A 20,515-nucleotide genomic window follows, 5' to 3' on the forward strand; every position below is an offset into this window, starting at 1 on the left:
CTGGATGTGCTGTTCGGTTTGCCGGTCGGCGGTCAGAAGTGGTCCCAGCCAGGGGGCAGCGCGGTCATCTGCACGGCCCAGCCCGCCGCGAGTGCCTCGGCCGAGTCGGCGAGCCCGATCCGGTCCAGCACCTCGCGCGCGTCGGCGCCCGGCCGGCGTACCGGGTGGCCCAGGCGCGGCGGGTTGCCGTGCACCCGGATGGCGATGCCGGGCATCACCACCTCGCCGACCTCCTCGGAGATCTGGCTGACGGTGAGCCCTCTCGATCGGGCCCACGGGTCGGTCATCAGCTCCGCGAGGGTCGTGACCGGGTGCGCGCCCAGCCCCGCCGAGGTGAGGCGGTCGGTCCACTCGCGGGCGGTGCCGGCGTGGAAGGCGGTCTCCAGGGCCGCCGCCACCGCGTCGTCGTCGGACCCGTCCAGGCCGGACAGGGCCTCCTCCAGGCCGGGGACCTCGCGGAGCGTCGGCAGGCTCTCCCGGGTCGCCCCGAGGAAGAACCATCGGTCGGCCGCCCGGTGGAACCGGTGCCACGGGTCGATCCCCAGAGCAGACGGCCCGCACGGCTCGGCCGCGCGGCGGTACCGGTCGTGCGCCGCGGCCGGGAGCCCGGGTGCGGGGCGCACCGCGAACCTCGCCTGCTGGTAGCCGCCGGTCTGGGTGAGGGAGGTGCGCACCTGCTGGCCTTCTCCGGTCAGCTCGCGATGGTAGAGACCCACCGCGCTCGCGAAGGCGGCCATCGCGCCGGTGCCGTAGTCCAGGAGGTTGTACGGGCCCAGCACGGCCGGTCGGCCGTCGCCGCCCGTCCTGGTCATGATCCCGGTCGCGGCCTGGCCCTGGGTCTCGTACCCCCGGCGGCCGGTCCAGGGTCCGCCGTGGCCGTAGCAGCTGACGGAGACGTAGACGATGTCGGGGCGGCGGGCCCGGACGTGCTCGTAGCCGAGGCCGTAGCGTTCGGCGGTCCGTTCGGGGAAGTTGTGGGTCAGCACGTCCGCGTCGTCGATGAGGCGCCAGAGGATCTGCCGGCCCTGGCTCGACTTCACGTCCACGAGGACCGTCCGCTTGCCACGGTTGACGAACCCGTGCGCGCCGACGCGCCGCTGCGGTGAGTTGATCTTGACGACGTCGGCCCCGAACTCGACGAGGATCCGTCCCGCGCTCGGCCCGGCCAGGATCTGGGTGAGGTCGACGACCCGCAGTCCCTCGTAGGGCAGACGGACCGGCTCGCCCTCGCTCCCCACCGGCTCGTCGCGCGTCGGCTCGTTTCCTGCCGGCTGGTTCCCCACCGGCTGGTTCGCCGTCGGCTCGTCGCGCGGTGAGCCGGCGGGCGGCGACGTGAGTTCGGCGAGGATCTCCGCGCGGTCCGCGTCGGGCAGGTGCCGCGGCCTGCCGGGCAGCGCGGGGGTGGCGGACAGCCACACCGCCGAGCCGGGCATCACCGTCGCGCCGAGTTCCGGATCGTCGACCACGACGGCCTGCCCGGAGGCGAGCGCGTGGTCGCTCTCCAACCATTCGTCCAGCGTCCTGACCGCGGCGAGCGGCACGCCCGCCGCGTTGGCGAGCTCCTCCCACTCGCCCGCCGGGCGGGTCCGGAACAGCGCGGTGAGCCGGTCGTGCAGCAGCCGGCGCAGCGAGGGGTCGTGGTCCATCCGGGTGCGGTCGGTCAGGCCCTCGCCCGTCCAGGCTGTCACCCCGGCCGCGTCGAGGAACCAGGTGAGGAAGCGAGGTGTCGCGCCGATCGGGTTGAACTGCACATACCTGTCGTCCGCGCAGCGGTAGGTGCCACTGCCGTTGGAACTGATCGCCCGATCCGGCGGCAGCCCCTGCGCGACCGGGTAGGCGCCGCTCCCCCCGATGGCCTCGAACATCGCGTCGAACAGCGGCACCTCGACGCGGTCACCCCGTCCGGTGCGGTGCCGGGCGGTGAGGCTCGCCACGATCGCGAAGGCGCCGCAGAACGCCGCGAAGTTGGACGCGACGGGTACCGCCGTGTAGGTCGGCCGGGTGTCGTCCCAGCCGTCCGGCGCGTGACCGGCCCGGATCCGGCAGTTGCCGGTGGCGGCCGCGACGACACCCTCCCAGCCGGGGACACCGGCGCGCGGATCGTCGGCCGCGAAGCCGGGCATCGAGCAGTAGACGAGCCGCGGGTTGCCCGCGCGTGACTCCTCCCAGCCGAGACCGAGCCGGTCCATCACCCCCGGCCGGAAGTTCTCGACGAGAACGTCGGCCCGCCGGACGAGGTCGCGGGCGACGCCCAGGTCCGCCGCGTTCTTCAGGTCGAGGCTGATCCGCCGCTTGCCCCGGTTGAAGAACGCGTCTTCGGCACCGGGAGTGACACCAGGACGGTCGACGCGCACGACGTCGGCCCCCTGGTCGGCGAGCATGAGCGCGGCCAGCGGTCCTGCGACGTGGTGACCGAAGTCGACGACGCGGATCCCGTGCAGTGCTCCTGGGGCTCCTGGGGCTCCTGGGGCCCCTGAGGTCTGTGAGGTCCTTGAGGCTCGGGAGGCGCTCATCGCGAGGTCTCCTGGGTCTCGCCGATCAGCGCGTCGTTCGGCGGCGGCCGGTGCAGCACGCACGCGACCCGGTGCTCGGCGCCGATCTGCAACAGCGGCGGGTCCAGGTGGGCGCACTCGTCCTGGACGACCGGGCAGCGGGTGCGAAAGCGGCAACCCGAAGGGGGGTTCGCCGGATCGGGAAGCTCGCCGCGCAGCACGGTGCGGCGCCGCGAGCGCTGCACGTCGGGATCGGGCACCGGCACCGCCGACAGCAGCGCCTTGGTGTACGGGTGCCGAGGGTCGGTGGCGATCTGCTCCGCGGACCCCTCCTCGACGATCCGGCCCAGGTACATCACCGCGATCCGGTGCGACAGGTGCCTGACCGTGGCGAAGTCGTGGGACACGAGGACCACCGCCTGCCCGGTGTCCTGCTGGATGGACAGCAGCAGGTTGAGGATCTCCGAACGGGTGGACAGGTCCAGCGCGGAGGTCGGCTCGTCGGCGACGAGAACGCTCGGCGAGAGCGCCAGCGCGCGGGCGATGCAGACCCGCTGCCGCTGCCCGCCGGACAGCTCGTCCGGATACCTGTCGACGAACGCCGGATCGAGGGTGACCCGGCCGAGCAGCTGGGCGGCGTGCTCACGCATCTGGTCCCGGCCGATCCGGCCGTGGACCAGGAGCGGTTCGGCGACGGCGTGGCCGATCGTCTTGGTCGGGTCGAGCGCGCCGTACGGGTCCTGGAAGATGACCTGGAGCTTGCCGCGCATCTCCTTGAGCTCGCTGCCGCGCGCCCTGCTGACGTCCTTGCCCTCCACCTCGACCGTGCCCCGGTCCGGCTTGAGCAGCCGGGCCATCAGCCGGCCCACCGTCGTCTTGCCAGAGCCGGACTCGCCCACGATGCCGACCGTGGTGCCGGCCCGTACCTCCAGGTCGACTCCGTCGACGGCCTGGACGCTCTCCAGCGTCCGGCCCAGCAGGCCGCGACGCAGCGGGAACGACTTGCTCAGGCCGCGTACGCGCAGAACCACACGATCCTCAGCCACGGACGGCCCCCTTCAGAATCAGGTCGCCGGAGGCGACGCGTCCGCATCGCGTGTGGCGTTCGTCGTCGATGACCGCGTCGGCCTGTGGTCGCCGGCAGAAGTCCTCGACGCTGTGCACGCAGCGAGGCTCGAACCGGCAGCCCTCGGGGAACTGCCCTGCGGAAGGGACCCGGCCCGGGATGACCGTCAAACTGCTCCGGGCCCGGCCCGCCTGCGGTACGGCGGCGAGCAGCGCGCCGGAGTACGGGTGCCGAGGATCGTAGAAGAGCCGGTCGACGGGGGTTCGCTCGGCGACGTGACCGGCGTACATGACGACCACGTCGTCACAGAAGTCCGCGACCACGCCGAGGTCGTGCGTGACCAGCAGGACGGCCAGATCGAGGTCGCGTCGCAGGTCGCGCAGCAGCTCCAGGATCTCGGCCTGGATCGTGACGTCGAGGGCGGTGGTCGGTTCGTCGGCGATCAGCAGCTTCGGGTCGCAGGCGATGGCGGCCGCGATCATGACGCGTTGCTGCATGCCGCCGCTCATCTCGTGCGGGTAGGACCTGAGCCTGCGCTCTGCGTTCGGGATGCCGACCCGGCTCAGCAGCCGTCCGGCCTGCTTGAGCGCGACCGACCGCCGTTCGCCCAGGTGCAGCCGTCGTACCTCGGCGATCTGGTCGCCGACGGTCATCGTGGGGTTGAGGCTGCTCATCGGCTCCTGGAAGACCATGCCGACCGGTCCGCCGCGGATCCGGCGAAGCTGCCGCCGGTCGCAGGTGAGCAGGTCCACCCCGTCGAAGCGGATCGCGCCCGCCGAGACCCGGACGGCCGCGGGCAACAGGCCCAGGATCGCCATGGAGGTGAGCGACTTGCCGCAGCCGGACTCGCCGATCAGCGCGACCGCCTGCCCCTTGCGCACCTCGAAGGTGACGTCCTCGACCAGGCCGGGCTGTCTGGAGCCGCCGGGCAGGTCGATGGTGAGGCCCTCGACGGAGAGCAGCGGCTCGGTGGCGTCGCTTCGCTGCGCCGGTCCTGCTGTCATGTACGCCTCCTGAGTCCGACGGCGTCACGGATCGAGTCACCGATCGTGTTGAACGCGAGCACGGTCAGCACCATCGCGATTCCGGGCGGCACCACCGAGAAGGGGGAGTGGAACTGGTTGGTGTACGCGGCCTTGAGCATCGAGCCCCAACTCGCGTCGGGTGGCTGTACTCCGAGACCGATGAAGCTCAGGCTCGCCTCGACCAGGAGCGCGACGCCCATCAGGATCGTGACCTGGACCAGCAGCGGGGCGGCGATGTTGGGCAGGATGTGCACCCAGAGGGTTCGCCGGGTGGACGAGCCGATCGCCACCGCCGAGTCCACGAAGGTCTCCTCCGCCACGGCCATCGTCGCCCCGCGTACGACCCGGAACAGGCCGGGGGAGAAGATGATGCCGATCGCGAGCATCGCGTTGACCAGCCCCGGGCCGAGCACGGCGACGATGGCCAGCGCCCCGACGAGGGCGGGGAGGCTGAGGATGGTGTCGGCGAGCCGGCCCGCGACGCTGTCGACGACGCCGCGCCGCACACCGGCCCACAGCCCGAGCGGCAGGCCGATGAGCAACGCGACGCCCACCGAGATGAGCGGGGCGACGACGGCGATGCGCGACGCCTGGATGATCCGGCTCGCGACGTCGCGGCCGAACTCGTCGGTGCCGAGCAGATGCGTGAGGCTGACGTCGGCGAACCTGTTGCCGAGATCCTGGGCCTCCGGGTCGTGAGGGTAGACGAGCGGCCCGGCGATCGCGAAGAAGACGAGGACGACGACGAATCCGACGGCGACCGCGCTGGACGGCCGGCGCAGGATCGAGCGGAGGACATGGCGCGGACGGGCGCTCCGGGTGGCCATGGTCATGCCGTACGCACCTTCGGGTTGATCCAGCCGTAGGCCAGGTCCACGATGAGGTTGATCGCCACCACGATGACGGCGCTGAACAGGACGTAGCCCTGGATCATCGGATAGTTCCGTTGCAGCACCGAGTTGATGGCGAGGGAGCCGAGTCCGGAGATGCCGAACACGGCCTCCACCACGATGACTCCGCCGAGGAGCCGCCCGGCCTGCAGGCCGAGCACGGTCACCACCGGGATGGCCGCGTTGCGCAGGATGTGCCGCCGGACCAGCCACATGCCCGAGGCGCCTCTGGCCCGTGCCGTGCGCACGTACGGGCGAGTGAGCACGTCGGCCACACAGCCCCGGGTGTGCCTGGCGAGCTCCGCCGCCGTGGCCACCCCGAGCGCCGTGGACGGGAGGATCACGTAGGAGAGCCACTCCCCGAACCCCTCCCTGAAGTCGACGTATCCGGTCGCGGGTAACCAGGGGTTGGCCAGCGCGAACACGGACACGAGCACCATCGCGAGCCAGAAGCTCGGCATCGCGATGCCGAGGGTGGCGAGGGCGGAGACGGCCCGGTCGATCCAGCTTCCCTGGGTGAGGCCCGCGATGATGCCGGCCGTCACACCGAGCACGACGGCGATCATGATCGCCACCAGGGTGATGACCACGGTCGGCGGCGCCGCCTCGATGATCGTGTCCGCGACGGACCTGTTGGTGAACAACGAGTTGCCGAGGTCTCCCTGCAGAACGCCGGAGAACCAGGCGAAGTACCGCTCCAGGACGGGTTTGTCCAAGCCGAGTTCGGTGCGGATCCTGACCACTTCGGCCACGGTGGCGTTCTCACCGGCGATCACTTCCGCCGGGTCGCCGGGAATCAGCTGTACCAGCAGGAAGGTGAGAATCGAAACAAGCCACAAGACCAGCAGACCGCCGCCGAGCCGGCGAATTACCATGCCCGCGCTCACCGCCACCTCCGTCCAGCGCTACGTGGAACGAAGGGTGCGCGGAGCCGGGCGAGACACCCGCAGGCTCCGTTCGTGCAACATCGATCCACTGCGCTGTTGTCCGATAATGGGACAAAATGTGCAATAGTTGTAAACGCCATGCTGCCCTGCGGTTACCTGGGCGTCAAGAGGGAGCCGTTGCGTAAATGGGCGGTTTCTGCATCGTTACCGGGCGCCCGTCGCAAGGCGGTGACCACCGGAAACGCCGTCACGGTCAGAGGGCCGCGGGCGCGGGCCGGTTACCACGTATAGCCGACGGGACGAGGGAGCACTGTGGGCCGCAGCACAGGATGACGACGTACTCTTTGTGCTCACACACATGGCAACCCCGGCGTTCGACCTTAGGATTCGCACATGGCCGCAGAGTCGTCGTTCACCGGCCTCACCAGTGTCACCAGTGGGTCCACCGAGATCAGCCAGGAGAACCGCACCCTGCGTGACCTGGTGGAGATCTACCGCCAGTTGTCCGGCCTGGTTCTCCAGGACGCCGACATCGGCACGGTCGCCCACCTCGTCGCGCACCGGACCGACGTGACGGTGGCCATCATCAGCCAGAAGCTGGGCATCCTCGCCGCGGCCTCACCCGGCCAGAGCGACGACAGCGCCATCCAGTACGTCCACGACCACCTGATCCACCCCCGGCTGGCGCACATGCTCGCCAACGCCGGCAAGTCCCGCCACCCGCTCCGGCTGCCCGATCCGGCGCGAGGCCGAGCCCGCGTCGTGGCCCCGATCTTCGTCGGCGACACCGTGCCCGCCTATCTCGTCTCGCTCGTCGAGGCGGCTCCCGACCAGGGCGAGGACATCGACCTGCTGGTCGCCGAGCACGCCGCGACGATCTGCGGGGTCATCCTGGCCCGCGAGCGCGTCATCGTCTCGGCGGCGAGCCAGGTGCGTGACGACCTCGTCGAAGGGCTGCTGTCCGGGTCGGGCCGCGACAACGACGAGGTCGTGCGCTGGGCGCAGCACCTCGGCTACGACACCGAGCGTGACCATCGCGTCCTGTCGGTCATCCTCGAACCGCCCACGGGCGACCCCCAGCGCAGCGTCCTCATCGCCGACCGCGCCGCGGGCGCGACCGCCCGCCTGTTCGTCGCCCAGTCCCCGGGCGCGATCACCTCGGTACGCACGGACGAGGTGGTCGTGGTGCTGACCGAGAGCGCCACGCCGGGCTCGACCACCCGGGCGGAGCAACTCGGCACCCTGTGCGTGCAACGACTCGGAGCGCTGTTTCCCGACGTCGGCGTCTCCATCGGCGTCGGTGGAGCGTTCCGCGAACCGGCGCACATCGCCCGCTCGTACGAGGAGGCGCGGCGGACCAACGAGGTGATCCGGCGGCTCGGCCGGCGCGGCGCCGTGGTCGCCTTCGACAAGCTCGGCATCAGCCGCCTGCTGCTCCAGGTGCCCGACATCGAGACGCTGCACGAGTTCGCCGCGGACATCCTCGGCGAGGTGCTGCGCCACGAGAAGAAGCACCACTCGGAGCTCATCTCCACGCTGACGTGCTACTTCCGGGAGAACAACAGCCCGCAACGCGCGTCGAAACTGCTGCACGTGCATCCCAACACGGTCACCTACCGGATCCACCGGATCGAGGAGATCACCGGCCTGGACCTGAACACCTATCGCGACCGCCTCGCCGCACAGGTGGCTCTGGAGATCATCGACGCCCTCGGCGGAGAGATCATGTGAGGTCCGTGCCGGGCCTTCGGGTCCTCGGTGGGGAGGTCATGTGAGGTCCCCGCCGGACTCCCGCCGCCCGGCCTCCGGGGACGGATCGGCCGCTGTCACGGCGGCGGCGGCCGAATAGACGATGCCGGCGCCGGTCGACGAGTCGATGTAACGCGGGATCCAGCTCTCCTCGTCGTCGACCTGGGTCGCCCCCCACCCGTAACAGAGGTTGAAGCCGGTGGAGGTGCGCACGCGGAACAGGAACATGTTGTCCGACAGCCGGCGTCCGGGGCTGACGAAGGCGTCCATCTCGCTCCTGGCCAGGTCCCAGGCGATCTCCACCTCCTCCAGCGTGGTCGCCTCGATCATCAGGTGCTCCAGGCCGAGGGTCTCGCCCCCGTTGAGCAGGGCGATGCTGTGGTGGCGAGGATTGCACCGCAGGAACCACATCTCACCGAGGTGCGCGCCGAGGTTGATCGCGTCGGACACCTTCATGCCCATCACGTCGGCGTAGAAGTCGAGCCCCCGCTGCAGGTCCGGCAACCGCAGCACGACGAAGCCCAGGCCGAGCGCTCCGGTGACCGTCCGTGACGTCGGCCGGTGCCCCCGGTAGGAGCCCGCCGTCCCCTCCTGGCCGACGAAGAACTCGTGCCGCAGGCCGAACGGGTCCTCGAAGGAGACGAGCCGCTCGACCGAGCGCGCCGCCGCCAGTTGTGCCGAGCCCGCCGTCACCTCGAACCCGGCGGCGGTCAGGTGCGCCGCGACGTCCTCCAGCGACTCCTCGGCGCCGATCTCCCAGCCGAGGTAGAGCAGCCGGTCGGAGTCACCCGGGTGGATCGCGAGGCGGTGCGAGCGGTCGCACCAGCGCACCCGGACCGTGCCGTCGGGAAGCCGGTAGGTCTCGAAGCCGAAGACGCGCGGGCCGAAGTCCAGCCAGTCCGCCGCCGACGCGGACCGCACGCCGACGTACCCGATGCTTCGCATGCCGCATCTCCTCGCACTTCGTGGCGCACAGGGTGCGCCACGACAAGACTACGCGGCGGGGAGAACGCGGCACCGCCTCAGGTCAGGGCGGCGCGCAGCACCGGTTCGATGTCCGCCGCCGCCGCCTCGCCGTAGGCTTCGCGCAGGCGGGCCACGTCGGTGTCGGCGTCGATCGTCCACTCCTGGGCGCCGTTCGTCTCCAGTACCAGCGTGGCGACGAGCGCCCCGAGCTGAGCGGCCCGCTCCGGACCCAGCCCGCCGTTCCCACCGGCGAGGAAACCGGCACGGAACCCGTCGCCGACGCCGGTCGGGTCGGCGATCGTCCTGGCCGGCACCACCCCGACGTGCAGCGCGGTGCCGTCGCGCCCGGCGATCTCCACACCCCGGTCGGACAGGGTGGTCACCCGCAGGCCGACCCGGCCGGTGATCTCGTCGGCGTCCCAGCCGGTCTTGCGGATCAGCAGTTCCAGCTCGTACTCGTTGGTGAACAGGTAGCGGGCGCCGTCGACCAGGGTCCGGCACCGGTCACCGTCGAGGCGGGGAAGCTGCTGCGACGGGTCGGCGGCGAACGGCACGCCCAGCGCCCTCGCCTCCTCGGTCTGCGCGACCATCGCGTCCGGATCGCTCGCCCCCACCAGCACCAGCCCGACACCGTACCGCTCCACGATCGGGGCGAGTGAGATGTTCTTCGTCTCCGTCATCGCCCCCGGATAGAACGACGCGAGCTGGCACTGGTCGTCGTCGGTCGTGCAGGTGAAGCGCGGGGTGTGGGCCGTCTCGACGGTGAGGACCCCACCGCAGTCGACGCCGTGCCGTTCGAGGATCGCCCGGTAGTCGGCGAAGTCGGCGCCCACCGCCCCCACCAGCACCGGCCGTTGCCCCAGGACCCCCATCCCGAAGGCGATGTTCGCGCCGACCCCGCCACGGCGGACGACGAGATCGTCGACCAGGAAGCTCAGCGACACCCGGTCGAGCCGGTCGGCCACGAGATGGTCCGCGAAGCGGCCGGGAAAGTGCATCAGATGATCGGTGGCGATCGATCCGACCACGGCGGTCGTCCCTGGGGGCACGGTTACTCCTCGATGTGGATTCTGTTGCGGGCCGACGGGGTCAGAAGACGATCGTGGTACGGCCGTTCACCAGGACACGGTCCTCGCAGTGCCAGGTCACGGCCCTGGCCAGCACGGTCCGCTCGATGTCGGCGCCGCGCCGCGTCAGTTCACGCGCGCTCTCGCGGTGCGAGACCCGGACGACGTCCTGCTCGATGATCGGCCCCTCGTCGAGCTCCTCGGTGGCGTAGTGCGCGGTCGCTCCGATGATCTTCACGCCGCGCTCCTTCGCCTGCTCGTACGGCCCGGCGCCGGCGAAGGCGGGCAGGAAGGAATGGTGGATGTTGATCACCGGTACGCCGATCCGGTCCAGGAAGTCACCCGAGAGGATCTGCATGTAGCGGGCGAGGACCACCAGATCGACATTGCCCTTCAGGAGGTCGAGCTGGCGCCGTTCGGCCTCCGGTTTGGTCGCCCTGGTCACCGGGATGTGCTCGAACGCCACCCCGAACGAGGACACCTCCTCGGCGAGGTCCGGGTGGTTGGAGACCACCTGGCACACCTCGACGGGCAACTCGCCCCGGCGGGCCCGCCACAGCAGGTCGAGCAGGCAGTGGTCGTAGCGCGAGACGAAGAGCGCCACCCGGGTCGGCACGGAGGCGGCGCGGAACCGGAAGTCCGCGTCGAGCCGCGCCGCGACCTCCTGCCGGAACTCGCGCTCCAGCCGGGGCAGTTCCTTGTCCAGTCCCGGCAGGTGGAACACGACGCGCAGGAAGAACCGGCCGCCCGCGGGCCCGGTGGAGTCCTGGTCGGACTGCACGATGTTGGCTCCGCGCCGGTACAGGAACGACGAGACGCAGGCGACGACGCCCGGCCGGTCGGTGCAGGACACGACGAGCCGGCCGACGTCGGGGTCCGTCCCGTTCACAGCGTCGCGGGGACGGCGTCGGCGGACAGCGCGGCGGCCCGGCGGAGCGCGTCGGCCCGATCGGTCCGCTCCCACGGCAGGTCGAGGTCCGTACGCCCGAAGTGTCCGTAGGCGGCGGTCTGGCGGTAGATGGGACTGTGCAGTCCGAGGTATTCACGGAAGGCGGCGGGCCGCAGGTCGAAGTGCTCGGCCACCAGCGTCCGGATCAGCGAACGGCTCACCCGCTCGGTGCCGAACGTCTCGATGAGCACCGACACCGGCCTGGCCACCCCGATGGCGTACGCCACCTGCACCTCCGCCCGGCGGGCGAGACCGGCGGCGACCACGTTCTTGGCGACGTGACGCGCCGCGTAGGCGGCGGACCGGTCCACCTTCGAGGGGTCCTTGCCGGAGAAGGCACCGCCGCCGTGCCGGGCGAATCCCCCGTAGGTATCGACGATGATCTTGCGTCCGGTGAGTCCCGCGTCACCCACCGGGCCGCCGATCACGAACCTGCCGGTGGGGTTGACCAGCAGGCTCCGGTGGAGCGCGTCGGCGTCGTACAGCTCGGCCGGCAGCTCAGGGGTGACGACGTGCCGCCAGAGATCCTCGCGGATCCGCTCCAGGGAGACCTCCTCGGCATGCTGGGTCGAGATCAGCACCTGCTCCACGCCGACCGGGACGTCGCCCTGATAGCGCACCGACACCTGCGTCTTGCCGTCCGGGCGCAGGTAGCCGAGGGTCCCGTCCTTGCGGACGGCGGCGAGCCTGCGGGACAGCCGGTGCGCCAGCGCGATCGGCATCGGCATGAACTCGGAGGTCTCGTCGGTGGCGTAGCCGAACATCATTCCCTGGTCACCGGCGCCGGCTCGGTCGAACTCGTCGCCGGAGCGGTCCCGGCGATGCTCGTGCGCCAGGTCGACGCCCTGCGCGATGTCGGGTGACTGCTTGTCCAGTGCCACGAGAACGGCGCACGAATGGCCGTCGAAGCCGTAGGCCCCGTCGTCGTACCCGATCCCGTTCACGGTGTCCCGGACGATCTGCGTGTAGTCGAGCGACCGCGGGGCGGTGATCTCTCCCGCCAGGACGACCATGCCGGTGGTGATCAGGGTCTCGCAGGCGACCCGGGAGTGGGGGTCAAGGGTCAGCGCCGCGTCCAGCACGGCGTCCGACACCGCGTCGGCGATCTTGTCGGGGTGTCCCTCGGTCACCGACTCGGAGGTGAACACGTAGTCGTCGTCGATTCCCAATCGGGTCATTGCTCAGGCTCCTCGGGCGATGGTTCGAGCGGGTTCAGGTGGTGGGCGGCGCCGGTCGGTTCTGTCCGCATCGCGGGGGCGCCGGTCAGCCCGGTGTCCGCGCCGTGGGGGCGTCGGCGGGTTCGGTTCGCGCCGTGGGGGCGCCGGTCGGTTCGATCCGTACTGTGGCGGCGCCGGTCAGCTCGGTCCGCACCATGGCGGCGCCGGCGACCATGGCCGCGAGCTTGGCCCTGGCGACGGGCGCGGAGACGTTCCGCAGCCCGCAGTCGGGGTTGACGACCAGCCGGTCGGCGGGAACGAGGTCGAGCGCGCTCCGGATCCTGGACGCGACCGCCTTCGGGGTCTCCACGTCGGAGGACTTGACGTCGATGACGCCCAGCCCGATGGTGCGGTCCCAGCCGAACTTGTCGATCACCGGCAGGTCCGCGTACCCCTTGCGTGCGAACTCCAGGACGAGCTGGTCCACGGCGGCGTCGAGCACGGCGGGGAACAGGAAGTCGTAGTGGCCCTCCCACGAGGGGCGCGCGTAGCGGTTGCCGTAACAGACGTGCAGGGCCCAGGTGACGTCGACGCCCTCGGTGACGACGTTGACGGCCTTGATCGCCGTCTCCACCTCGCCGGGGTAGCCGGCCAGAAAGGGCTCGTCGATCTGCAGCAGCCGCGCGCCGCGCTCGGCCAGGGCACGCGCCTCGGCGTTGAGCACGCGCGCGATCGCCATCACGAGATCGCCGGGATCGTCGTACGCCTCGTTCCGCACCCGCCGGGAGAGTGAGAACGGCCCGGTGAAGGAGAACTTGACCGGATCGGAGGTCTGCTCGGTGGTGAAGGAGAAGTCGTCGGCCAGCATCAGCGGTGCCGTGGCCGCGGGCGGCAGCCGCTCGACGACCCTGGCCTCGTGGTAGTCGAAGTAGAAGTCCTTCGACGTCCGCGGGATGTCGATCCCCGGCATCCTGGCGAGGAAGTAGTCGATGTCGTTGTCGCGGCGCAGCTCGCCGTCGGACACGATGTCGATGCCGGCGATCTCCTGGTCCCGGAGCGCCGCCTTGATCGCCATGTCGTGCAGGTCCTGGAGCTGCGCGTAACTCATCCGGCCGCGGTAGTAGTCGGTCTTCAACCGCTCCATCCACTCGGGAACCGGGTAGGAGCCCACGACGCTGGTGGGAAGCAGGGGCAGGCGGCCCATGAGGTCGGCCTGGTGGAGCGCGGCCATCAGTCCCTCACCTGCGCCGTCATCGTGACGATGTTCCCGCCCGCCCGATGGGCGAAGGGCGCGTAGTGCACGTCGAAGCCGTTACGCCGGCCCACATGCGCCAGCAGCGGCCCGTTCACCCAGTTGACGACGGACCCCTCGTACTTCCCCGGGCCCCGGAAGTTGGTCCGATAGGCGTGTACGTCGGTGACGAACAGGTCGTGGCAGACGAGCCTGCCGAACGGATGCAGGAGCCGCAGGCTGTCGGCGAAGCTCGCCACCGCCCCGTTGCTGACGTGCATGCGGATGTCGGCGCCGGATTCGAGCAGGGGCCGCAGCAGCTCCCCGCTCATGGACGGCGCGAGGGAGTAGAGGTCGAGGCCGGCCAGCGGGACGTACCGCTCCTCCAGCCTGACCATGCCCCACACCGTCCGCCAGAAGGAGACGGCGGCGTCCACGTCGGCGAAGCGGGTGGGGTCGGTCTCGGCCAGCAGCCCCGGCCCCAGCCGCAGCAGCCTGTGCACCAGAGCCGGCAGTTCGCCCACCGAGGCCCCCACCGACTCGGCGAGCTCGGTCACGGTGGCGTCGTCGAGGTAGGCGCGGGTCTCCACCCGGTAGGTTCGGCCGCCCAGCTGGGCGACCTCGTCGGTCGGCAGGTTGTCGTAGACGTTGGAGATGTAGACGAGGAAGACCTTGTACTTCAGGAAGCCGAGCGAGGTGCACGGCGTCGTCGCGTCGAGCACGAACGAGCTGATCCGCGCCCGATGCTCATCGACCGCCTCACGGGCCAGATCGAGCACATGCTGGGAGTAGTCGCACATCATGTAGTGCAGGCGCCGGTAGTAGCCGCGTCCGTGCTCGGCGTCGAGGGCGCGAAACTCGTCCAGGAAGACCTTCGCCTGGCTGCCGTTGCCCACCCCGAGCTCGACGACGTACAGCTCCTCGGGCAGGGCGTCGCCGTCGGCCAGCGCATCCCAGACCTCGAAGAGGTCACCGATCACGTCGCGCGCGGCGTCGCGGTTGTGCGCGTCACTCTCACCGCCCGGCAGCGCCTGCTCGTACCCTCGCCCGGTGGACTTCTCCCACAGGTCCAGGTCCTTCCAGTAGCGGGCGTTGAACTCCCAGACGCGGCTGCGGCTGCCGGGACCCCAGTCCTCCAGCAGGACGCGGCCGTTCGCGCTCCCCCGCCGCAGCGCCGCGGTGACCTCCTCAAGGGAGATGACGGCACTGCGCCGTACGTCGACGGCGATCTCCACGGCGTCGTCCCTGGCGCCCAGGGGCACGATGGCGGGGCCGGGCCTCGCGCTCGGCTGCGGGCACTGCAGGATCGGCCGGACGTCGACCACCTCGCGGAAGTTCGACTTGTACTGGACCCAGTCGCACACGAACCGGACCTTGTCGAGGTCCGTGGAGCCCTCCCGCAACGCCTCGACGACGGGCGCGAGCGAGGTCATCAGGTCCAGGGAACTCGTGCCGCTGAGTTTGGAGTGAGGCCGGAAGTCAACGAGCATGACCGATGCCCTCCATGGAGTGGTGGCGGTTGTGATCGGAAAGCGCGGTCGGCGGCCGGGGGACACCGGCCCGCCGCAGGATGTCGGGCACGCCGTGCTCGTAGCCGAGCGCCATGAGATGGACGCCCGCGACATCGGGGATCGTGGCGAGCCGCTGCACGGTCTCCACGCACATCTGGATCCCCTCCTCGGCGACCCGGTCGGCGGGTACCCCGCGCAGCCTCCGGTCGACGTGGTCGGGAACATGCACGCCGGGGACGGAGGTGCGCATGTACTCCAGGGCGCGCAGCGAGCGGATGGGGCCGACACCGGCGATGATCTTGCAGCGTTCGGTGACGCCGAGATCCCGCAGGTCGGCCATCCACCGTTCGAATATGTCGAAGTCGAACACGTACTGCGTCTGGACGAACTCCGCACCTGCGGCCACCTTCTTGGCCAGCCGGCGGGCCCGGAACCCCAGCGGAGGCGCGAACGGGTTCTCGACCGTGCCGATCGACCAGGCCGGACGGGGGGAGACGGCCCTGCCGGAGATGAGCACGCCGTCGTCCCGCAGGGTTCGCGCGGTCCAGACGAGTTGCACACCGTCGAGGTCGAAGACCGGCTTGGCCTCGGGATGGTCACCGAACCGGGGGTGGTCGCCGGTGAGCAGCAACACGTTCGGGATGCCGAGGGCACCGGCCGCGAGGAGGTCCGACTGCAGGGCGAGACGATTGCGGTCGCGGCAGGTCAGCTGCATCACCGGCTCGACCCCGGCGCGCTGGGCGAGCAGGCTGCCCGCCAAGCTCGACATCCGGGCGTTCGCCCCCTGGTTGTCGGTGACGTTCGCGGCGTCGACCCAGCCCCGCAGGAGTTCCGCCTTACGGGTGACCGCCTCCGCGTCGGCCCCTCTGGGCGGGCCGATCTCGGCGGTGACGGCGAACCTGCCGGCGGCGAACGCGGCGCGCAGCCCACCTCCCGCCGGCTCGGCGCTCATCGCGGACTCAACCCCAGCTCGCGCCGCAGCAGCGGGCGGGGGTCGTCCGGGCCGGGCGCCACCCCCAGCCCGTCATCGCGGCCCTGCCAGTAGTTCACCCACGAGCTGCGGTCCCACGCGCGGTGATCGACCGGACGCTGCAGCAGGTCGAGGTCGGCGCCGTGCCCGCCGCCCTGCGCCCGCTCGATCGCGGTCACCCAGACGCAGACCAGATCGGGATGGACCTCACAGCGGCCGGAGGCGGACACCCCGCCACATGGGCCGTTGCGCAGTTGCTTCGGGCAGGTCATCGGGCAGGTGTAGCCGGTGTCGGGCAACGCGCACTGACCGCACATGCGGCATCCGTACAGCTGTTCCTTCGCCACCCGCTCCGCGCGGGTGAACCAGCGATAGGTCCGCTGCCTGCGTTCGAGCCAGGCACCGACCCTCCGGTACACGGGATTCGTGGCGAGGAAAGGGTGGAGGGCGTAACTGAGCCGAGCCCCGATTCGGGGGATCACGGGGCGAGGCCATCCGCCGCCGGGTGCGTTCCGCTCGTCGAAGCCCACGATCTCCTCCTTCTGGATACGCGGCCGGAAATCACCGTTGACCTGGCCGGAAAAGACGCGGCCGGATCGTTCGGCGAATTTCGTTCAACCGCTGAGATCGAGGCTGCCAGAGCGTGCGACGGGTGTCTTAGGCCCGCACACCAACACTGGGAGGACGTTCGTTGTGATGGCCCACAACCCGCTCGGCGCCGTCACGACACCTTCCGCGGTGGGGCACGCTCCTTCTCGTCGGGCTCGTCGGGCTCGTCGGGCTCGTCGGGTTAAGGGCGACCGCCGGGTGTCGCGCGGCCGTATCCGCCCCTACGGCGGGACCGCGTCCACGGAGGTGGTGGACAGGCGCGCGACACCATGGCCTCGATCGCACCGAGGCCGACGATACGTATAGGGAAAGTCGGCTGATTGAGCGATTCGCGGTTTTTGTAGAGCTATGAGCGCATCACGATTTCAGCGCTTGTGGGTGAGCTTGTCGCTACATACTGCCTTTAGAGGGATTCGGCGTTATTATCGGCAAAGTCCTCCGCGATCAAGCGGACCCCGATCGAAGCGAAGGTGGCGAGGTGTCCGAACGCGGCGAAGACGGGAACGAGACGACGCTGAACAAGGGGCAGCTGCCTGCGGAGATCGACACGACGAAGCCCAGCATCGCGAGGGTCTACGACTGGTTCCTGGGCGGCAAGGACAACTTCGCCATCGACCGGCAGGTCGCCGAGGCGGCGATGAAGATCTCCCCAGGAGCCCAGCAGGCAGGGCAGGACAACCGGGCCTTCCTGCGGCGGGTCGTGCACCACATGGTGGCCGAGGGGGGGATCAGGCAGTTCATCGACATCGGCTCCGGCCTGCCCACCCAGGGCAACGTGCACCAGGTGGCGCAGGAGGTCGATCCGGCGGCCCGAGTGGTCTACGTGGACAACGACCCCATGGTGCTGGTCCACGGGCGAGCGCTGCTCGCCGCCGACGACAGCACGACGGTCATCCAGGCGGACGCTCGCGACCCACGGTCGATCCTGGAGAACGACCAGGTCAAGAGGTTCATAGACTTCAGCGAGCCGGTGGGGCTGCTGATGCTGAGCATCCTGCACCATCTGCACGACGACGACGATCCCGCGGGAGTGGCGGCCACGCTGCGCGCCCCGCTGGTGTCCGGCAGCTTCGTGGCGATCTCGCACTTCTGCAATCCCGGTGAGGCGCACCCGGCGGCGTCCCAGCAGGCCACGACGGTCGAGAAGCTCTTCAACGAGAACCTCGGCACCGGCCGCTGGCGCACCCCGGACGAGATCACGGAGTACTTCGGCGACTTCGAACTGGTCGAACCTGGCCTCGTCCCGCTCCCCGAGTGGCGTGCCGAGCCGAGCTTCTTCGTCAAGAACGCCCTGCTGTACCACACCTACTACGGCGGCCTGGCCCGCAAGGCCTAGAACCTGTTCCAAAGGCAGGTGAGCCGGTCGTTGACGGCGGCGTGTGGACGAACCACTGCCACAACCTCGCGCACGCCGACCAGGGGACGCCCTGCATCTGCGGTACGAGGGCGTGACATTCCCCTTTCACGGCGGGCACGGCGGCCGGCACCGCGTGGAAGTTTCACGGCGGGGTGGGGCGTCCCGCCACCGGGCGGAAGTGGTTTTCGCAGGAGACGAGCGGGGACGGGCCGGCGCGGAAGGATCATGCTGTGGGCAACCGGTTGCCCGGATTTTGCGGCTATATAAGGATTCTCGCGTGACTGATCGCGCGCCCGCCGGACCGGTGGAGATCACGGAGTCGGAGCGGGAACCGGCCGCCGCGGAACCCGGCGCAGGTCCCGGCGAGACGACCGCCGAGACCTCCAGTGAGACGACCGCCGAGACTTCCGACGAGACGACCGGCGAGTCGACCGACGAGGTGGCCGGGCGGCGGTGGGTGCCCAGGTTCCTGACCGACCCCGGCGACCGGCTGGCCCTGCTCCTATGGGCGCTGTCGCACGTCGGTGTGCTGATCTACGCCTACCTGGCCGGCCCTGGCCGGACCACCGACCCCTTCCTCAACCGGTTCACCCGCTGGGACGCCGAGAACTTCATCGCCATCGCCCAGTTCGGCTACGACGGCCCCCCGGGCATGCAGGACGCCGAGAAGCTGCCGGCGTTCTTCCCCGGCATGGCGATACTGATCAGGATGATGCGGCCGGTCGTCGAGGACGGCCGGCTGGCCACGATGATCATCTCGCTGGTGGCCAGCGCGGTGCTCGCGGTGATGCTGTCGCGGCTCGCCGAGACGTACGCGGCAGGCAGCGGCCGGTACACGGTGGCGGCGCTGTTCCTCAGCCCGTTCGCCGTGTTCCTGTACTCCGGCTACTCGGAGGCGCTGTTCCTCGCCCTGGCCGTCTCGGCGTGGCTGTTCGCCAGGAACGGCCGCTGGGAGGACGCCGCGCTGTTGGCCACCGGAGCGGCCACGGTGCGCATCTCCGGCCTGTTCCTGGCCTTCGGTCTGCTCGTCATGTTCCTGGTGGCGGAGAACGGCCGCAAACGCCCGGGCGGGTGGCGCCTGCTGCCCTGGCTCGCGCTCCCCGGTGTGCCGCTCGCGCTGTACAGCTTTTACCAGTGGACCCGCACCGGCGACTGGCTGGCCTACAACTCGGTGCAGGACCGGTTCTGGGGCCGGCACGCCGTCTGGCCGTGGGAGGCGCTCGCCAACACCTGGAGCATGTCCGACGACGTCGCCTCGCTCACCACGTCCTACTACGAGGAGATCATCTCGGCCGCGGTGCTGCTGGTGCTGGCCGTCTGCCTCGCGGTACGGCGCAGGTGGCCGGAGCTCGCGTACATCGCCCCCCAGGTGCTGTCCTTCCTCACCCTGTCGTCGTTCTACATGTCGATCGGCCGGGGCTCGCTGACCTGGTTTCCCCTGTGGATCGCCATCGGCGTCGCGGGGGTGCGAAGGCCCTGGGTGTGGCTGGTGAGCATGGCCATCATGATCCCGGTCATGGCGATCAACACCGGGAACTTCACCACCGGCGCGTGGATCGGCTGACACCGCCCTCCGGGCCGGGACTTTTTCAAGTGCCGGCCACCATCGGAGAGCTGATCCGCATCTTGCGGCGCGGGTAGTGAGAACGCATCCCCTCCGTCGGCGGCCTCATCCAAGAATTCGGCATCGCCCTCCAGCCCGCACAATGCGGGCCGCGTTTCCTCGGTTGCGGACGAGGTGATGGTCGCTGGGCTTCATCGACCATTCGTTGAAATCTCAGAGTGCACTCATGCTCGTGGCTCGGTCTCGACGACGAGCGTGTAATCAACGCCTGTGTGGAAGTCGCCGGCGGATCCGCGAATGGTCAGTGTGTGACGACCGGGCCGCAGTGGCTGGAGCCGCGCCCAGATGCCGCAAGCGTAGGATCTGGTCTTTCCCTCCTCGCCCGTCAGAGGGTTGTCCGCCACCCCGGTCACGACAACGTCGTCGTCTTCCATCCGTTCAAGCGCGACCGGCTCGCCGTCGAGGGTGGCTCCGCCTTCCGCGATGGCCAGGAACTTTTTGCATTTCGCCTCGGAGCAGAGCCGATTCACCAGCGGGAACACCATCGGTCGTCCGGCGGGAACCCTGCATGTCCGCTGCGAGGTACCGCCGAAGGTTCCGGCGAGGAACCATACGTCCTCCGGCTGGTTCCGGTCGCAGAACTCCCCGGTCGTGTCCATCACGGGGTTCGTGCTCTCGCCTTCCGAGGCCGCCCAGGTCCACCAACGCCCCTGGATCGTTTCCGCCGACGAGGTCACCGGTTTCGGAGAGGCAATTCTGCCCGCGCCGCTCTCTTGAACCACCCCACAGCCGACGAGAAGACCAGCGGCCAGAAGAAACGGTAGGGCGGCTCTAAAAGACATCCGGGAATCATAGCCCCGAAGCCTTCATGGGATCAGGCGGAGAGCCGTCCCAGGATTCGTGGAAACCGATGGTGTTCGGGCAGAACTCGGCGTGTTCGGTGCCTTCAAAAGTCTCGAGACGAGACCGAGCAGCGACTCCGTCGTTGCGACCCGATGAAGGTACAAAGAGAGGCGGCTTGCCCG

17 protein-coding genes are annotated in these 20,515 nt (G+C 70.0%); 3 read left to right on the forward strand and 14 right to left on the reverse strand.

Going from position 1 to position 20,515, the window contains the following annotated elements; translation table 11 throughout:
• Positions 1-32: 32 nt before the first annotated feature.
• Genes ABT352_RS03720 through ABT352_RS03740 form a run of 5 tightly spaced genes read right to left on the reverse strand, consistent with a single transcriptional unit; the run spans position 33 to position 6,360 of the window.
• Complete coding sequence (locus ABT352_RS03720; protein ID WP_350942235.1) at positions 33-2,513, reverse strand: CaiB/BaiF CoA transferase family protein; 2,481 nt, start codon at positions 2,511-2,513, stop codon at positions 33-35.
• Positions 2,510-3,538 (reverse strand): ABC transporter ATP-binding protein, encoded by a 1,029-nt coding sequence (locus ABT352_RS03725; RefSeq protein ID WP_350942237.1) that lies wholly within the window; start codon positions 3,536-3,538, stop codon positions 2,510-2,512. The genes ABT352_RS03720 and ABT352_RS03725 overlap by 4 nt, the downstream gene beginning before the upstream one ends.
• Positions 3,531-4,562, reverse strand: coding sequence for an ABC transporter ATP-binding protein (locus ABT352_RS03730; RefSeq protein ID WP_350942238.1), 1,032 nt, complete (start codon positions 4,560-4,562; stop codon positions 3,531-3,533). The genes ABT352_RS03725 and ABT352_RS03730 overlap by 8 nt, the downstream gene beginning before the upstream one ends.
• Positions 4,559-5,416 (reverse strand): ABC transporter permease, encoded by an 858-nt coding sequence (locus ABT352_RS03735; protein ID WP_350942239.1) that lies wholly within the window; start codon positions 5,414-5,416, stop codon positions 4,559-4,561. Before ABT352_RS03735 ends, ABT352_RS03730 begins: the two co-directional genes overlap by 4 nt.
• Entirely contained in the window at positions 5,413-6,360 is a 948-nt protein-coding gene (locus ABT352_RS03740; RefSeq protein WP_350942240.1) for an ABC transporter permease, read from the reverse strand. Before ABT352_RS03740 ends, ABT352_RS03735 begins: the two co-directional genes overlap by 4 nt.
• A 393-nt stretch (positions 6,361-6,753) precedes the next feature.
• On the opposite strand from ABT352_RS03740, the gene ABT352_RS03745 reads away from it, so the two are divergent.
• Positions 6,754-8,091 (forward strand): PucR family transcriptional regulator, encoded by a 1,338-nt coding sequence (locus ABT352_RS03745; RefSeq protein WP_350942242.1) that lies wholly within the window; start codon positions 6,754-6,756, stop codon positions 8,089-8,091.
• A gap of 36 nt (positions 8,092-8,127) precedes the next feature.
• On the opposite strand, the gene ABT352_RS03750 is transcribed toward ABT352_RS03745, so the two are convergent.
• The 8 genes from ABT352_RS03750 to ABT352_RS03785 form a co-directional block, all read right to left on the reverse strand.
• On the reverse strand, positions 8,128-9,054 hold the full coding sequence (locus ABT352_RS03750) for a VOC family protein (RefSeq protein WP_350942243.1): 927 nt from the start codon (positions 9,052-9,054) through the stop codon (positions 8,128-8,130).
• 77 nt (positions 9,055-9,131) lie between these two features.
• Positions 9,132-10,073, reverse strand: coding sequence for a carbohydrate kinase family protein (locus ABT352_RS03755; protein WP_350943533.1), 942 nt, complete (start codon positions 10,071-10,073; stop codon positions 9,132-9,134).
• A 91-nt stretch (positions 10,074-10,164) separates the two neighbouring features.
• Positions 10,165-11,031: a formyltetrahydrofolate deformylase gene (purU, locus tag ABT352_RS03760; protein ID WP_350942244.1), complete on the reverse strand. Its 867-nt coding sequence runs from the start codon at positions 11,029-11,031 to the stop codon at positions 10,165-10,167.
• A complete protein-coding gene (metK, locus tag ABT352_RS03765; protein WP_350942246.1) occupies positions 11,028-12,269 on the reverse strand; it encodes a methionine adenosyltransferase in 1,242 nt (413 codons plus the stop codon). The genes purU and metK overlap by 4 nt, the downstream gene beginning before the upstream one ends.
• Before the next feature lie 85 nt (positions 12,270-12,354).
• Positions 12,355-13,479 (reverse strand): uroporphyrinogen decarboxylase/cobalamine-independent methonine synthase family protein, encoded by a 1,125-nt coding sequence (locus ABT352_RS03770; protein ID WP_350942247.1) that lies wholly within the window; start codon positions 13,477-13,479, stop codon positions 12,355-12,357.
• Entirely contained in the window at positions 13,479-14,969 is a 1,491-nt protein-coding gene (locus tag ABT352_RS03775; protein WP_350942248.1) for a hypothetical protein, read from the reverse strand. The genes ABT352_RS03770 and ABT352_RS03775 overlap by 1 nt, the downstream gene beginning before the upstream one ends.
• Positions 14,959-15,942 carry a methylenetetrahydrofolate reductase gene (locus ABT352_RS03780; protein WP_350942250.1) on the reverse strand — a complete coding sequence of 328 codons (984 nt, stop codon included), beginning with the start codon at positions 15,940-15,942 and terminating at the stop codon, positions 14,959-14,961. The genes ABT352_RS03775 and ABT352_RS03780 overlap by 11 nt, the downstream gene beginning before the upstream one ends.
• Positions 15,939-16,442, reverse strand: coding sequence for a methylenetetrahydrofolate reductase C-terminal domain-containing protein (locus ABT352_RS03785; protein WP_350942251.1), 504 nt, complete (start codon positions 16,440-16,442; stop codon positions 15,939-15,941). Before ABT352_RS03785 ends, ABT352_RS03780 begins: the two co-directional genes overlap by 4 nt.
• 605 nt (positions 16,443-17,047) lie before the next feature.
• Here ABT352_RS03785 and ABT352_RS03790 point away from each other — a divergent pair.
• Both ABT352_RS03790 and ABT352_RS03795 read left to right on the forward strand, forming a co-directional pair.
• Entirely contained in the window at positions 17,048-17,905 is an 858-nt protein-coding gene (locus tag ABT352_RS03790) for an SAM-dependent methyltransferase (RefSeq protein ID WP_350942253.1), read from the forward strand.
• 298 nt (positions 17,906-18,203) lie between these two features.
• Positions 18,204-19,490 (forward strand): mannosyltransferase family protein, encoded by a 1,287-nt coding sequence (locus tag ABT352_RS03795; protein ID WP_350942254.1) that lies wholly within the window; start codon positions 18,204-18,206, stop codon positions 19,488-19,490.
• 224 nt (positions 19,491-19,714) lie between these two features.
• Here ABT352_RS03795 and ABT352_RS03800 read toward each other — a convergent pair whose 3' ends face one another.
• Positions 19,715-20,332 (reverse strand): signal protein, encoded by a 618-nt coding sequence (locus tag ABT352_RS03800; RefSeq protein ID WP_350942255.1) that lies wholly within the window; start codon positions 20,330-20,332, stop codon positions 19,715-19,717.
• Positions 20,333-20,515: the final 183 nt, after the last annotated feature.

Source organism: Streptosporangium sp. NPDC000563 (assembly GCF_040299985.1).
Classification (GTDB): domain Bacteria; phylum Actinomycetota; class Actinomycetes; order Streptosporangiales; family Streptosporangiaceae; genus Streptosporangium.